Genomic DNA, 14,317 nt, shown 5'->3' with positions numbered 1-14,317 from the left:
ATATTCAACCAACTGATTAACTCAGCCAATATTAATTTTCCCTTCTCAGAAGCACTGTTTCCAACACCTCTGGACCATAAACAATCGCGACTATCTGGACCGCTTGTCCGAGGCAACGAACAGGGCAACGGCCATGGCCCGGTTCTTGACATCCAGCTTGTCGTACAGATTCTTCAGATGGTATTTGACTGTGTTCTGGGAGATGCCAATCCGGCTGGCGATCTGGACATTTGTCCAGCCATCCGCCAGCGCTGCCAGCAACTCACGTTCACGCTCTGTCAGGCGGGTCAGGGGATCATCCGCAACCGAGCCCATATCCACATAGGGGAAACTCATACGGCCCCGCGCCACAGAACTGATCGCATCCAGCACATCTGCCGGATCTTCCCCCTTTGAGCAGAAACCAAAGGCTCCCAGTTTAATCGCCTGACGCAGAATATCGGGGCTGCTTTCACCGGAATAGATCATCAGGCGCGCAGAAACACTCTGCGCTTTGCATTTCACCAGAATATCACCGCCCGTCATATCAGACAGGGACCAGCCGATTACACCAACATCGAAAGTGAGATCTGCAACCTGATCGAGAAAGGCCTGTCCGGTTGGCAAAGCTGCAACCACATCAAAACGGCCATCACGTTCGATAAACGCCTGCAACCCGGACAGAACCAGAGGATTCTTGTCCACGATCACAACACACGGACGGGATTGGTCCGTCATTCACATGCCTCCACACAGCCCTGCTCTCTCCATCAAGAGCATACACGGCTTGCTACTCCGCTGCCATCATGCCGAGCCTGCTCTGGTCGTGCTATCCCGATAACGCAGATTTAGACGATAAAATCGTCGTAATTTCGGATTGTCATCCATAGGTTCAAAACTGAAGAAATGTAACTCCGAGACACAGATGACGACCAGCTTGAAAATCGACTACATCGAATTCTACAGCAGTGAACTAGAAGCAACGCAGGACTTTTTCGCCAAAGCCTGCGGTTGGGAATTTATCGAGTACGGCCCTGATTATCGGGACATTCAAGGCGCCGGTACAGGCGGCGGGATCGAACGGAGCAGCAATAAGGCACCCTTGATCGTCCTTAAAACCGATGACCTTCAAGCTGCTTACGCCCAACTCTGTGCAGCGGGCGCTCACATAACCAAAGAGATATTCAGTTTCCCAGGCGGGCAACGTTTCGAGTTCCGTGAACCAGGCGGCACGAATATGGCGGTTTGGAGTGAAGGATAAGGGCGGAGTTGCTCTTGTCACTTGATGTCAGCCATCCCCTTCCAGCCATTCACGGATGACTTCATCGGTGTGCTCCCCCAGTGTCGGAGGCGCGCGCCGATAACTTACCGGGGTCTTTGACAGCTTGAGCGGATTGCCGATCAGATCCACACTGCCTGCTTCGGCCAACGGATGCGGCACCGAGATCTTCATATCGCGGGCCTCGACCTGATCGGACGCGAACACATCAGACAGAGTATTGATCGGACCGCCGGGAACGCCCCGTTCTTCAAGACCTGCAAGCAGAGCATCGCGGGTCATGGATTTGAGGCAGTCGGCAATAATCGGAATCAGCGCCTCGCGATTTTCAAGCCGTTTGGCATTGGTGGCATAATCCGGATTGGTTGCCAGATCCGGTCGTTCGATCAGCTCGCAGAAGCGGACATATTGCGCGTCATTTCCTACGGCCACAATCACGTGCCCGTCCGCGACCTCGAACACCTGATAGGGCACGATGTTGGGGTGCTGGTTGCCCCGCCGGATCGGATCGCGTCCGGAGGTCAGAGTGTTGGTTCCCTCATTGATCAGCCAGGCAATCTGCGCATCCACAAGGGCCAGATCGATATGCTGTCCCTCCCCGGTCCTGTCCCGATGTCTCAGCGCCGCAAGAATGGCCGTCGAAGCGTACATGCCGCACATGACATCAGCGATACCGACAGCCACCTTCATTGGCGCACCGTCCGGCTCTCCGGTCAGGCTCATGATACCGCCATATCCCTGCGCCATAACGTCATAACCGGCCTTGTGCGCATTCGGACCAGTCTGTCCGAATCCCGAGATTGAGCAATAGACAAGCCCCGGGAACTCATCCTTCAGATCAGCATAGGAGAGGCCGTATTTTGCGAGCCCGCCCACTTTGAAATTCTCGATCAGCACGTCAGCCTTGGCGGCCAGGGCGCGAATCATCCGGGCGCCATCCTCGGATGCCATATCCACGGCAACCGACCGTTTGTTGCGATTGGCGCAGAGATAATAGGCGCTTTCCCGCGTCGGCTCTCCGTCCTTTCCAGTAACAAATGGCGGGCCCCAGCTCCGGGTATCATCCCCTGAGCCGGGTCTTTCGATCTTGATCACATCGGCCCCGAGATCCCCGAGAAGCTGTGTGCATGTGGGGCCAGCAAGAATCCGTGACAGATCCAGAACGCGAACACCCTCAAGCGGACCAACCATATATGCCTCCATTGCTGCCCTTTACCAAAGCAAGCTGTTCCTCGCCGAACAACGCCCGGCTCTGGTCTTATCATTCAACCCCATCACGGGGTATCAACATGTTCCTGAACCTTGCCGTAAACGGACGCTGCAGCACTTTCCAGCGCCTCAACCAGGACAGAAACCAGAGAGGCGCGCGGATTGTCAGCCCGTTCGATCAGCCCGACTGTTCGATAGACCGGTGGCCTGCCGAATGGCATGACCTTTACCCCATCCGGAAACGGGTTATTGATCGGACGGATGGGAACAACGGATACTCCGAGGCCATTGGCCACCAGCTGGGAAATACCGTCGAGCGTGTCCACATCCATGGCAGCCCGCAGCTTTAAGGCCCGACTGGTCAGTTCCTGCTCGATCAACTGTCCGGCCCAGGTATGCCTGTTAAACCGGATATAGGGGGCTGCAGAGAGCGCATCCACATCGCTGTCTGCGGTCACGTGGGATGGAGAGATCACCACCAGCGGCTCCCGCACGATGGTGTGCCATTTGATATCCGGTGAGGATACAGATGCCTTGGTGACGACGGCGCAGTCCAGTTCCTGCTTCAGCACCATCTCCTCCAGCCTGTCAGACAGGGCGGATACCAGGCGAATGGAGAGGTGCGGTTGCTCCTGCCTCAATCTGTTCAGCGCAACGGGCAAGGCGCCGCTGACCGTTGTGGGAACCGCGCCCAGATTAAGGCTGGTCACCCGTGGCATGGGCCTGAACGAGCCGATCAGATCCTGCCAGGTATCCAGAATGGTGCGCGCCTTGGCAACAAAGGCATGCCCTTCCGAATTCAGCACAGGCGGGCGACAGGATCGGTCGAACAGCGCCACACCAAGCCGGTCTTCCAGAGCCTTGATGCGCAGGCTGACCGCAGATTGCGACAGGCCAACAGCCTCACTGGCTTCCACAAAAGATCCATGATCCGCAATCGCAACAATGGTTTGAATGGTCTTGAGATCCATAGGACACTTATTCTCCCGGCAAACTGATCAAGACTTACACAGCGCCCATCTCTTTAGTCCAGAGAAATTATCTACACTCTATCTTTAATTATCAAAAAGATAAAATGACAAAGCTCTGGACCTTTCCCCACATCGCGACTAACGTTCTGCCATGGAGCCCAAAGACAACAAATCAAGCAGCTCACCTTCCGCTCCACACACCAAGGCTACGCGGGACGACTGGATCAGAATTGCACTGGACACATTGATCAGTGACGGTGTGGAGAAAGTGCGTGTGCTGTCCCTGGCCCAGCGCCTGGATGTCTCGCGATCCAGTTTCTACTGGTATTTCAACAGCCGGTCCGATCTGCTTGATACACTGCTCGATGTCTGGCGCACATCAAACACCCAGGCAATCGTGAAACAATCCCGCCTGCCATCCGAAACCGTCACCGAAGGGATCCTGAATCTGTTCGCCTGTTGGGTTGACCCGGACCTGTTCAATCCGCGCCTTGATTTCGCAATCCGGGAGTGGGCCCGGCGATCAGGCACTGTCAGACATGTTGTGGATCAGGCCGACAATGAGCGTGTCGAGGCGATTAAGGAGATCTTCCTCCGCCATGAATACGAAGCAACCGAGGCCTTTATCCGGGCCCGTGTTCTCTATTTCATGCAGATCGGGTATTACGCACTCGACATCAGGGAGACCCCTGAAACCCGCATGCACTACACCCCGGCCTATCTGAAATCATTTACTGGTATTGAGGCCCTGCCGGGAGAAATTCCCGCCTTTGCGAAACGCTATATCCAGCGCAGAGACTGATTACCCTGTCCGCATCACATCGCCTGGCCGCTGATTGAAATAGGCACGGAAGGCTTGTGAGAAATTGGAATGGGACTTGTAGCCGCTGGCCAGCGCTATCTCGGTGAGAGACATCCGGCCTTCCTGGATCAGCTGGCGGGCATGTTCAAGGCGCATGCGGGAATAGATCTGTGCCGGGCTGACCCGCAACCAGCGATCAAACTGACGCTCAAGCTGACGGGTGCTGACATTCAGCTCCTCTGCAATTTCGCTGACTTTCCACGGTTCTTCAATATTGTGCTTCATCAGCGTCACTGCATCGCGCACCACCATTCTGGATCGGGCGGACCGGGACGGGTTATCTTCCGGCTGCACTGCGGTCTGTGGCCGCTTCAGTCCCACATCACTGTGCAGGCGATGATAGATCTGTCTCGCCACATCATCACCGGCCATGGTTCTGACGATTTCAGTAAAGGCCGTAAATGTGTCCGGCAGGCTGTCACAGGCAAAAATCGGTCGATCGAGCGGAAAACGGCGGGTTGTTTCGGCAGCCAGTGCCAGATCAGAAATCGCCTGGTCATAGACAGTGTTACGCCACAAAGCCATGATGGAACGATCAATACCGGACCGTGCCAGCAACCCGGCACCCCCATCCACTTCACCGACAAATGAGCCGTGGCGATTTGCCGACCTCAGGAACCCGATCAGCTGAGCCTCATAATCCTCGTTCACATGTTCTGCGCCGCTCATCACCACAAGAACGCGGGGCGTTGATTGCCGCAGCTTCTCCATAGGGCCGTCAACACGAATGGAAATACCCGTATCCGATGCAACATCTTCCCCATCCGGGGAGAGAAACTCCCAACAGAATAAATGGGTGGATACGGTGGCATTGGCCCATTTGAGCACATCAAGGGACGCGCTGAGCGACAGCGAAGAAAACCCGGGAGTGAGAACAAATGTAAAAGGATAATAAGCCATAGGCGATGATATGAGGCACCTCAGTCTCGGCAGATGAAACCTGCTTCTCCGCAATCATACGACCCTGCCAACTGAACCGCAGGATTCGATCTGTATACCATAGCAGCGGTTTTTAATGAGAGCCATGCGATAAACCGCTGCGGACTATCGTGAATTTTGATCCGTCACAGTTCCCGATCAGATTACACACCCAGATAGCGATCTCGAATATCCGGGGTCAATGCATCCGGCGAACCGCTCCATACACTTGAGCCCTTCTCCAGAACGACGCAGTGATCAGCAATTGGCAGAAGTTCCTTCAACGTCTTGTCGACTATCAGGATGGATTGCCCGCTGTCCTTGAGTGCACGCAGCGCTGACCAGATTTCCCGCCGAATGACCGGAGCAAGACCTTCTGTTGCCTCATCCAGAATGAGCAACTTCGGATTGGTCATCAAAGCACGGCCAATCGCCAGCATCTGCTGCTCACCGCCTGACAGGGTGCGGGCGATCTGGGCCCGGCGTTCAAGAAGCCGCGGAAACAGCATACCGACCCGGTCCAGATCCCAGGGACCTGAGCGAGCGGTGGCCCGCAGGTTCTCTTCAACGGTCAGGGTGGGAAAACATCGACGCCCCTCGGGCACCAGCCCAAGACCGAGACGCGCGGCCCGGTGGGCAGGAAGACCCTCAAGAGCATGACTGTCAAAGCGAATGGAGCCTGCCTGATGCGGGGTCAGGCAGCAGATCGAGCGAATGGTCGTGGTCTTGCCCATACCATTGCGTCCAAGAAGAGCCGTTACTGAGCCGGCCCTGACCGACAAATCCACTCCGAACAGCGCCTGTGACGGCCCATAGAAGGTTTCAACAGCGGAGAGCTCAAGCATCATGATCCTCCCCGAGATAGGCCTCTCTGACATCGGGATGGGCGCGGATTTCGTCGACTGTCCCAGTGCAGATAATGCGCCCATAGACCAGAACGGATATGCGATCCGCCAGGGCAAACACCGCATCCATATCGTGCTCAATCAGAAGGATCGGACATGTGGCCTTGAGGCTGGCCAGAAACTGCGTCATGCGCTGGCTGCCCTCCGCGCCAAGACCAGCCATGGGTTCATCCAGAAGCAGGATCTTCGGCTTCAGAGCCAGGGCACAAGCCAGCTCCAGCTGACGACGCTCTCCGTGCGACAGTTCAGATGCCGGAACATCCATCCGCTCTGCCAGCCCGACCTGGGTCAGAATATCCGTCGCCTCGGCTCTCAGCGCACCATCCTGTGCCTGATTGCGCCAGAATCGGAACGTCTTTCTCTGCCGCGCCTGTATGGACAACATCACGTTGCGTCGGGCTGTCCAGTCAAGCGCAAGGGATGAGACCTGAAAACTCCGACCAAGCCCGAGCAGGGCCCGTTTCGAAACCGACAGACCAGACAGATCCTGACCCATCAGACGCACTGAGCCCGCATCCGGCTCCAGCCATCCGGCGATCTGGCCGACAAGGGTCGATTTTCCCGCTCCATTGGGGCCTATCAGAGCATGGATCTCGCCCGGCTTCACATCAAGGCTCACATCATCGGTCACCGCCAATGCTCCGAAGGCCTTGCACACATGTACCAGTTCCAGGACGGGCTCAGTCATGACGCGCCCTCCCGGCAATCAGTCCCACCAGACCGCCACGGGCAAACAGGACAACACCCAGCAGCAACAACCCGAGGAACAATTGCCAGCGATCTGTCAGTCCACCGATAAAGAATTCCGCCAGAACGAACAAAGCAGCACCGGCAACCGGCCCGAACAGACGCCCGACGCCACCGAGAATCACGAAGATCATGATTTCGCCCGAGCGATGCCAGGACAGCATGGAGGGGCCGACAAAGCCGTTCAGATCAGCATAGAGCGCGCCGGCCATTCCGGTCAGGACAGCGGAGATGACAAACCCGGTCAGTTTCACCGGGAAAGGCGCGATCCCTGCCGTTGCCAGCCTCGTTTCGTTCATCCGCGCCATGCTGAGCGCGGCACCGAAGCGCGAAACTGCGATACGCCAGTAGACAAGAAGCCCCAGAGCCAGCGCGCCGTAACACAGCAGGAAGAATGTCAGCGTGTCATATGTATCAAGACCGGGAAATGTATTGCGGACATAGATCGGCAGACCGTCCTCGCCGCCATAGGCCGGGATCGAAATCGCCATGAAGTAAACCATCTGGGCAAAAGCCAGGGTGATCATGATGAAATAGACCCCAGTGGTCCGGAGGCTGAAGGCACCGATAACAAGGGCGGCAAGAGCCGAGATAGCCAGGGCAACAAGCCAGATAACCGGCATGGATGTGGTGCCGGATATCTCAACAGGCCAGGTGAGAACAGGTGTGTAATTCAACGCGTGAAAGGCGGCGATACCGGCCACATAACCGCCAAGGCCAAAGAAAGCTGCATGGCCGAAACTGACCAGACCGCCAAGGCCAATCGCCAGATTAAGCCCCACACCCGCCAGAGCCAGAATGGCAACACGGGAGGCCAGATTCGCATAGAAAGGCTCGTCAAGCTGAACAGCAATCACCGGAACAGCCAGAAGGCTGACCATCAGCACCGCATTGAGCCAGGTTTCTCTTGTCATTCTGTCAGCCATGGTGCGGGAAAAGCCCCTGTGGTCGCCAGATCAGAACCAGTGCCATGACCAGATAAATAGACATGGACGCGAGCGACGACCCGACCGCTGTCGCCTGGGAAGCAGGAAGAATAAGCTTGAAGAGACCGGGTAGAAAGACCCGCCCGAGCGTATCAACCAGCCCAACCAGAACAGAGCCAACCAGAGCTCCTTTGATGGATCCGATACCGCCAATGACAATGACCACAAACGCGAGGATCAGAACAGGTTCACCCATCCCGATCTGCACGGATTGCAGCGCTCCCACCAGTGCCCCTGCAATACCGGCAAGTGCAGCCCCAAGAGCAAACACCACCGTGTAGAGCAGAGAAATGTCCACGCCGAGTGCCGCGATCATCTCCCGGTCGCTCTCTCCGGCCCGGATACGCATGCCAAGCCGGGTTTTCGCGATGAGCAGATACAGTCCGAGCGCCAGAGCAAGCCCGATCACGATGATAGCCAGCCGATAGACCGGATAGCCCCCACCGCCCGGCAGTGGCACCGCACCTGACAGGAGTGCCGGGATATCCAGCCAGAGAGGCTGATCACCAAAGACCCAACGGGTGCCTTCTGTCAGAATGAGGATAAGTGCGAAGGTTGCCAGAACCTGATCGAGATGATCACGATCATAGAGACGGCGAATGACAACCATCTCCACAACAGCGCCAACCCCCGCAGCAGCCAGCCCGCCAACAAAAAGACCCAGCCAGAACGAGCCAGACCAGCTGGCCGTCACCGCACAGACAAAGGCACCGATCATATAAAGAGAGCCATGGGCCAGGTTGATAAGCCCCATGACGCCGAATACCAGTGTCAGCCCGGCAGCCATCAGAAACAGCATGACGCCAAGCTGGACGCCATTCAGCATTTGCTCAATCAGAAGGGCAACGGTCATAGCCTGATCCGTTCAGGGAAGGAAAAGAGGGGCAGAGTCTCCACCCCTCACGTTATTCATTCAACAAGCCAGAGCATTTGTGTGAAAATGGAATCATCCCAAATGCTCTATCTCTTTGTTTCCAAGCATATTCTTATCCGAAAAACGCTCACGCTTTTCGGATATATGCTCTAGAAGTGGCAATCACCGGCAAAGGCATCCTGATGATTTTCGATTGCAACGCCAACAAGCTTGTTGGTCGGCTTGCCATCACCTGAAACCACTTCACGAACGTGGATGTTCTGGATCGGATGGTGATTGCTGCCGAACTTGAAATCACCACGCACAGATGAAAACTCCGCAGCTTCCAGAGCCTTGCGGAATGCATCTGCATCATCCGGGCTGGCCTTGCTGAGGGCTGAAAGGATCAGGTTGGCAGTATCAAAGCCCTGACTCGCATAGAGTGTCGGGGTCCGGCCATAAGCCGCACGGAAGCTTTCGACAAAGGCCTTGTTGGCAGCATTGTCCAGATCGTGCGCCCATTGTGAGGTGTTCTTGACGCCAATTGCGGCATCGCCGACAGCACCCAGAATAACCTCGTCAAAGCTGAAGGCTGGTCCATATACCGGCAGATCAACACCAGAACCCGCATATTGCTTCATAAAGGCAATGCCCATACCGCCCGGCAGGAAGAAGAACACGGAATCCGCACCCGATGCACGAAGCTGCCCGATCTCGGCCGCATAATCCTTCTGCCCGAGCTGGGTATAGATCTCTCCTGCAACATCCTCGCCATACATGGCCTTGAAACCGGTCAGCGCATCTGTACCGGCAGGATAGTTCGGCGCCAGAATAAACGGCTTCTTGAGGCCGGCCGACTTCATGTAGGCCCCCATGGCTTCATGCAGATTGTTGTTCTGCCAGGCCACATTGAAATAGTTCGGATGGCAGCCGCGCCCGGCCAGCTGAGACGGCCCCGCATTTGGCGAGAGATAGAAAACATTCTGGCGCACGACACCAGGCACCACCGCAAGCGCCAGGTTGGACCAGATGATGCCGGTCATGATGTCGACCTTGTCCTTCTGCACCATTTCGTCAGCAAGAGATTTGGCCACATCCGGCTTCCGTGCGTCATCCTTGATGATCACATCCACATCACTGCGACCCGACTGCTTAACCGCCAGCATGAAACCGTCACGCACATCAATACCCAGATGCGATCCGCCACCGGACAATGTTGTAATCATGCCGATTTTTACTTCAGCCATGGCCGATGACATCATCAGCCCAAGGGCTGCCACCCCAGCCGTCAACACACGTTTCATCAATTACCTCCCACCTTTATCTGCACATTCTCCAAAGGGCAGAAGCCACGACGGGAAGCGCTTGATTGGTTTGTTATACCAAAGGAATTTGATATTACTCCGATCACATTCAACAATAAAAACACGAGAAAGCAAGGCCGCTTTCCGGATGTTGTGAAAAGGACGGAGGATGTTCATGCGCTATGGCCCGATAACGGACTGGGATGACGCCTATGCAAATGGCATCCATATCCCGGATGCAGACAGCTTTCCGCTATCCTGGACAGAGCAGGCTCAGGCCTTCCGCGACCGGCTTGCAGATGTATCACGCGCCAAGCTGGATCAGACATACGGGACAGATCCGCGGAAGGTCTACGACCTCTTCCTGCCTGAAGGCCAATCCAAAGGCCTGTTTGTTTTCGTTCATGGCGGTTACTGGAAAGCGTTTGACAACAAGAGCTGGTCTCATCTTGCCAGCGGTCTTCTGCAGCAAGGCTGGACCTGCGCAGTCCCGACTTACCCGCTCTGCCCGCATGTGGGAATAGCCCATATCACCCGTTCCATTGCCAAAGCCATTCACCTGCTGGCAGACCGGATTGACGGTCCGCTTCTCCTGGCGGGTCATTCCGCTGGCGGCCACCTTGTGACCCGGATGATGTGTCGGGAAGGACCACTTGCACCCAATATCCAGAACCGGATCAGAGCCATCCTGTCCATCAGTGGCGTCCACGATCTGCGCCCGCTGCTCAGAACGCAGATGAACACCATTTTCAACCTGAGCCTAGAAACTGCGGCAGAGGAAAGCCCGGCCCTTCTGCACCCGATAGATTCAGCCCGACTGCTCTGTCTGGTTGGTGCGGACGAACGACCGGAATTTGTTCGGCAGAATGACTTGCTCGCCAATATATGGGCTGGCCTTGGCGTGGAAACCACAAGCATGCACGCCTCAGGCGTGCACCATTTCAATGTGATTGATGCCCTGACCGACCCTCAGAGCGCGCCGATTCAGTGGCTTCTTCAGGCAGCAGATGCCACAGGCACCCCATCCTGACAAAGAGACAGGAATGTCTGTAAATCCACATTGCCGCCAGACAGAACAATAACAACGGTCTGACCGGAAAACTGTTCCCGGTTCTTCATCAGCGCTGCCAGGCTAACGGTCGCCCCTGGTTCAGCAACAAGCTTCAACCGCTCGAAGAGAAGACGCATGGCAGCGACCACATCATGATCCGACACCGAAAAACCGCCGGACAGGGTACTCCTGTTTATCGGAAAGGTCAGTTGGCCGGGTGCCGGTGTCACAATCGCATCACAGATGGACATGGGCCCTGGTTCATTGGAGAGGATCGTGTCTGCTGCAAGGGAGCGGCATGTGTCATCAAATCGCTCAGGTTCTGCACAGTAAAGCCGTGTCTCCGGGCTCCGGGCTTTCATGGCCGTGGACAGTCCGGCCATCAGTCCACCACCGCCAGCCGGACAGATCAGCGCGTCAGCCGTAACATTAAGGGCGGCAGTCTGTTCGGCAACTTCGAGCCCCACAGTGCCCTGGCCCGAGATGATGTCAAAATCATCATAAGGCTTGACCAGCGTGGCACCTGTTTCTTCTGAGACGCAAGCTCCGATCTCCTCACGGCTTTCACCGAAGCGGTCATAGAGAATCACCTCAGCCCCATAAGCCCTGGTGTTGTCGATCTTCATCTGCGGCGCATCACTCGGCATGATAATCGTGGCCCTGACGCCAAAAGCCCTGGCCGCATAGGCCACACCTTGCGCATGATTGCCCGAAGAAAACGCCACAACACCGTTCTGCCGGACATCCGGGTGAAGGCGTGACAGCTTGGTATAGGCACCCCGCAGCTTGAAGGAGCCCGTCACCTGCAGGCATTCCGGCTTGAACAGAACCCGCGCGCCAAGCTCTTCATTCAAAAGAGGCGCTTCCAGGAGCGGCGTCCGCTGGGCGACCCCTGCCAACCGCTCTGCGGCATCTTCGATCATGTTAAGACTGAGTGACATGTGCTTGCTCCGGAACCGGTCTTGAAACAGGTTGATTGTGCAGACCCTACAAAAACTTGCCCCGATGCAACAGCGCGGACGAAGAAAAAAGTGGCTGTTACCCCTCAGGATAACAGCCACCCTCTATTTAAGATCATTGTATCAGGAAGGGACGCTCAGAAAGCGCCTCACTGTCTGAGAGATACAATCTATGCAGACCACCACCGCTCAATAATCCGACGCCCGTCAAGGGATGCCTGCGAGGAGAGTGTGCCATGCGCGACTTTCTCAGTGCGGGCCATAACATTGTTGGCGAAGAATGGCACAACAGTGCCGCCCTCATCACGCAGAATGACCTGCATTTCACGATACAGCTCTCGCCGTTTGGTCTCATCCAGCTCGGACCGGGCTTCAATCAGCAGGCTGTTGAAACGCGTATGATCCCAATTGGTGTCATTCCAGGATGAAGATGGCTCATAACCGGTGGAGAACATGGTATCTTCGGTGGCGTATCCACCCCAGTAACAGGCACAGAACGGCTTCTTGAGCCAGACATTTGACCAATATCCGTCGTTGGGCTCCCGAACAACATTGATATTGATACCGGCCTTTGCAGCATGCTCCTTGTAGAGAACAGCAGCATCGACCGCTCCACCAAAGGCAGCGTCAGCAGCACTCAGGTCAACAGACAGTTCAGACAGGCCGGCTTTCTTCAGATGATATTTGGCCTTTTCCGGGTCATATCCGTTGCGCTCAAGATCCGCCGCATAATAGCGATAGGATGGACCAATCGGGTTGTCGTTGCCAATAGAGCCATGACCATGCAGGACTTTCTGAAGAATTTCCTCCCGATCAATGGCGAACTTAAGCGCCTGGCGTACATTGAGGTCATCGAACGGCGCGCTCTTGGTCAGCATCGGAAAAGTGTAATGCAGAGGGCCTGAAGTTTCCTCGATATGGATGTTTTTACGTCGACCAAGCAAGTGTGCCGTTTTCAGATCCACCTGGTCGATAACATCAACTTCACCGCTGATCAGGGCGTTGGTTCGGGCTGCCTTGTCGAGAATGGTCAGCATTTCAGCTGAATCAAAATGCGCCCTGTCGTTGCGCCAGTAGTTCGGGTTTCGCTCAAGAATGGCCTTCACGCCCGGCTCATAGGACACGAGCTTATAGCCGCCTGTACCTGCACCTTCCTGCCAGTTGATTGAGCCATCTGAGTTGGACGGCACAATCATAAAACCGGGCGTATCGAGGTTGAACGGGAAATCTGCGTTTCCGCCCTCAAGCTCAAACACAATCGTATGCTCATCATCCTTGCGAATGGCGGTGATTGGCTTGGCAAGCGGCTTCACGGAAGACTTGGTATCATCGGTCCGGTGATAGTTGATCGAGGCAATCACATCATCCGCGGTGAGGCTCTTGCCATTGTGAAATTCAACGCCGCGCCGAAGTTTGAAAGTCCAGACTTTTGCATCTGGCGATGCTTCCCAGCTCTCTGCCAGAGCACCGACCAGATTGCCCTCAGCATCAATCTCAGTCAGAGTATTGCCCATGGCACGGGTCAATGTCGTCTGGAAGCCATTTTCAAGGCGCGCCGGATCAATTGAATCTGTTGTCGATCCGTGTGGAATAGCAAGCTTGAGCGTTCCGCCCTTTTTCGGGCCACCTGCAGCCAGAGCTTCTCCGGCAAATGTCATCGCAGCCGCAGCTCCCAGGCCGAGAGCGCTTGTGCGCCCCATAAACTCGCGTCGGCTTATCGTACCTTTCGCAAGTCTTTTCCTGAGCCATTCTATCTGCTTCATGTCGTCCTGTATCATGGTCTTCTCCCAAAGAGATTATTATGCATGTTGAACGGAACTGACCGCGGCGGCATGCACCGGCGGTTTCTTATGGATCCACGGTTTGGCGGCCTCCAACTGACCAGCCAGACTGAGCAACTCCCGGTCTCGCCCGATGGCAGCGCTGAACTGAACGCCCATGGGGAGACCCTCGAATGTGGAATGAAGGGGCAGGCTTATGGCCGGCTGCCCGGACAAACTGAACAGGGCCGAATATGCATAGAGCTCCATCTCTCGATACCAGAATTCGGTCGAATCGTCTGTATAGCAATGACCACTGTAGATTCCTGATCTCGGGGGCAACTCGGTCACAGCAGGCGTCACTAGGATATCAAAACCCTCCATGAACCTTCCCATCAGTCGTGACAATGCGGAAAGCTCTGTCAGCCTCTTCTTGAAGTCCAGCGCTGTCTGGCTTCGGCCATGACGAATGGTTGCCAGTGTCTGTGGCTCCAGAGTTCTGGAGCTGATCGGCAAACCTGTCATCGCACTGAT

At 55.7% G+C, this 14,317-nt stretch carries 15 protein-coding genes (1 of these 15 running past the window's edge); 3 read left to right on the top strand and 12 right to left on the bottom strand.

Annotation, left to right across the window (positions count from 1 at the left end):
* Positions 1-90 precede the first annotated feature (90 nt).
* Positions 91-717, bottom strand: a complete 627-nt coding sequence (locus RA157_RS07745) for a LuxR C-terminal-related transcriptional regulator (protein ID WP_350335887.1) — start codon at positions 715-717, stop codon at positions 91-93.
* Positions 718-904: 187 nt separating this feature from the next.
* Between RA157_RS07745 and RA157_RS07740 the strand changes: the two genes are divergently transcribed.
* On the top strand, positions 905-1,240 hold the full coding sequence (locus RA157_RS07740) for a VOC family protein (RefSeq protein WP_350335886.1): 336 nt from the start codon (positions 905-907) through the stop codon (positions 1,238-1,240).
* 27 nt (positions 1,241-1,267) lie between these two features.
* On the opposite strand, the gene RA157_RS07735 is transcribed toward RA157_RS07740, so the two are convergent.
* Together RA157_RS07735 and RA157_RS07730 are read right to left on the bottom strand one after the other, a co-directional pair.
* The gene (locus RA157_RS07735; protein WP_350335885.1) at positions 1,268-2,449 is read right to left on the bottom strand and encodes a CaiB/BaiF CoA transferase family protein; all 1,182 of its coding nucleotides are present in this window, start codon (positions 2,447-2,449) and stop codon (positions 1,268-1,270) included.
* Between the two features lie 83 nt (positions 2,450-2,532).
* Positions 2,533-3,438 carry a LysR family transcriptional regulator gene (locus RA157_RS07730; protein WP_350335884.1) on the bottom strand — a complete coding sequence of 302 codons (906 nt, stop codon included), beginning with the start codon at positions 3,436-3,438 and terminating at the stop codon, positions 2,533-2,535.
* Positions 3,439-3,589: 151 nt separating this feature from the next.
* Between RA157_RS07730 and RA157_RS07725 the strand changes: the two genes are divergently transcribed.
* Complete coding sequence (locus RA157_RS07725) at positions 3,590-4,240, top strand: TetR/AcrR family transcriptional regulator (protein WP_350335883.1); 651 nt, start codon at positions 3,590-3,592, stop codon at positions 4,238-4,240.
* Here RA157_RS07725 and RA157_RS07720 read toward each other — a convergent pair whose 3' ends face one another.
* From RA157_RS07720 to RA157_RS07695, 6 genes are all read right to left on the bottom strand, one after another.
* On the bottom strand, positions 4,241-5,200 hold the full coding sequence (locus tag RA157_RS07720) for a GlxA family transcriptional regulator (RefSeq protein WP_350335882.1): 960 nt from the start codon (positions 5,198-5,200) through the stop codon (positions 4,241-4,243). It abuts the gene before it with no gap.
* Positions 5,201-5,382: 182 nt separating this feature from the next.
* The gene (locus tag RA157_RS07715) at positions 5,383-6,066 is read right to left on the bottom strand and encodes an ABC transporter ATP-binding protein (protein WP_434058479.1); all 684 of its coding nucleotides are present in this window, start codon (positions 6,064-6,066) and stop codon (positions 5,383-5,385) included.
* On the bottom strand, positions 6,056-6,811 hold the full coding sequence (locus tag RA157_RS07710; protein ID WP_350335881.1) for an ABC transporter ATP-binding protein: 756 nt from the start codon (positions 6,809-6,811) through the stop codon (positions 6,056-6,058). Before RA157_RS07710 ends, RA157_RS07715 begins: the two co-directional genes overlap by 11 nt.
* Positions 6,804-7,796: a branched-chain amino acid ABC transporter permease gene (locus RA157_RS07705; protein ID WP_350335880.1), complete on the bottom strand. Its 993-nt coding sequence runs from the start codon at positions 7,794-7,796 to the stop codon at positions 6,804-6,806. The genes RA157_RS07710 and RA157_RS07705 overlap by 8 nt, the downstream gene beginning before the upstream one ends.
* Entirely contained in the window at positions 7,789-8,709 is a 921-nt protein-coding gene (locus RA157_RS07700) for a branched-chain amino acid ABC transporter permease (RefSeq protein ID WP_350335879.1), read from the bottom strand. Before RA157_RS07700 ends, RA157_RS07705 begins: the two co-directional genes overlap by 8 nt.
* Positions 8,710-8,879: 170 nt before the next feature.
* Positions 8,880-10,013, bottom strand: coding sequence for an ABC transporter substrate-binding protein (locus tag RA157_RS07695; RefSeq protein ID WP_350335878.1), 1,134 nt, complete (start codon positions 10,011-10,013; stop codon positions 8,880-8,882).
* Positions 10,014-10,188: 175 nt separating this feature from the next.
* On the opposite strand from RA157_RS07695, the gene RA157_RS07690 reads away from it, so the two are divergent.
* The gene (locus RA157_RS07690) at positions 10,189-11,043 is read left to right on the top strand and encodes a hormone-sensitive lipase (protein WP_350335877.1); all 855 of its coding nucleotides are present in this window, start codon (positions 10,189-10,191) and stop codon (positions 11,041-11,043) included.
* On the opposite strand, the gene RA157_RS07685 is transcribed toward RA157_RS07690, so the two are convergent.
* The 3 genes from RA157_RS07685 to RA157_RS07675 form a co-directional block, all read right to left on the bottom strand.
* The gene (locus RA157_RS07685) at positions 11,010-12,005 is read right to left on the bottom strand and encodes a threonine ammonia-lyase (RefSeq protein ID WP_350335876.1); all 996 of its coding nucleotides are present in this window, start codon (positions 12,003-12,005) and stop codon (positions 11,010-11,012) included. The genes RA157_RS07690 and RA157_RS07685 overlap by 34 nt on opposite strands.
* 188 nt (positions 12,006-12,193) lie before the next feature.
* Positions 12,194-13,801: an ABC transporter substrate-binding protein gene (locus RA157_RS07680; protein WP_350335875.1), complete on the bottom strand. Its 1,608-nt coding sequence runs from the start codon at positions 13,799-13,801 to the stop codon at positions 12,194-12,196.
* A gap of 21 nt (positions 13,802-13,822) precedes the next feature.
* On the bottom strand, positions 13,823-14,317 hold the 3' end of the coding sequence (locus RA157_RS07675; RefSeq protein ID WP_350335874.1) for an amidase. The gene runs 963 nt beyond the window's last position; only the last 495 of its 1,458 coding nucleotides appear in the window; the start codon falls outside the window, past its right edge; the stop codon is at positions 13,823-13,825.

This window comes from Coralliovum pocilloporae (assembly GCF_030845175.1).
In the GTDB taxonomy this organism is placed as follows: domain Bacteria; phylum Pseudomonadota; class Alphaproteobacteria; order Rhizobiales; family Cohaesibacteraceae; genus Coralliovum; species Coralliovum pocilloporae.
This window is presented reverse-complemented; position numbering and strand designations above follow the sequence as displayed.

Coding starts and splice junctions, on each gene's coding strand:
- RA157_RS07740 (WP_350335886.1), top strand. CDS start 905: ATGACGACCAGCTTGAAAATCGACTACATCGAATTCTACAGCAGTGAA.
- RA157_RS07720 (WP_350335882.1), bottom strand. CDS start 5,200: ATGGCTTATTATCCTTTTACATTTGTTCTCACTCCCGGGTTTTCTTCG.
- RA157_RS07710 (WP_350335881.1), bottom strand. CDS start 6,811: ATGACTGAGCCCGTCCTGGAACTGGTACATGTGTGCAAGGCCTTCGGA.
- RA157_RS07700 (WP_350335879.1), bottom strand. CDS start 8,709: ATGACCGTTGCCCTTCTGATTGAGCAAATGCTGAATGGCGTCCAGCTT.
- RA157_RS07725 (WP_350335883.1), top strand. CDS start 3,590: ATGGAGCCCAAAGACAACAAATCAAGCAGCTCACCTTCCGCTCCACAC.
- RA157_RS07735 (WP_350335885.1), bottom strand. CDS start 2,449: ATGGTTGGTCCGCTTGAGGGTGTTCGCGTTCTGGATCTGTCACGGATT.
- RA157_RS07695 (WP_350335878.1), bottom strand. CDS start 10,013: ATGAAACGTGTGTTGACGGCTGGGGTGGCAGCCCTTGGGCTGATGATG.
- RA157_RS07715 (WP_434058479.1), bottom strand. CDS start 6,066: ATGATGCTTGAGCTCTCCGCTGTTGAAACCTTCTATGGGCCGTCACAG.
- RA157_RS07680 (WP_350335875.1), bottom strand. CDS start 13,801: ATGATACAGGACGACATGAAGCAGATAGAATGGCTCAGGAAAAGACTT.
- RA157_RS07730 (WP_350335884.1), bottom strand. CDS start 3,438: ATGGATCTCAAGACCATTCAAACCATTGTTGCGATTGCGGATCATGGA.
- RA157_RS07690 (WP_350335877.1), top strand. CDS start 10,189: ATGCGCTATGGCCCGATAACGGACTGGGATGACGCCTATGCAAATGGC.
- RA157_RS07745 (WP_350335887.1), bottom strand. CDS start 717: ATGACGGACCAATCCCGTCCGTGTGTTGTGATCGTGGACAAGAATCCT.
- RA157_RS07685 (WP_350335876.1), bottom strand. CDS start 12,005: ATGTCACTCAGTCTTAACATGATCGAAGATGCCGCAGAGCGGTTGGCA.
- RA157_RS07705 (WP_350335880.1), bottom strand. CDS start 7,796: ATGGCTGACAGAATGACAAGAGAAACCTGGCTCAATGCGGTGCTGATG.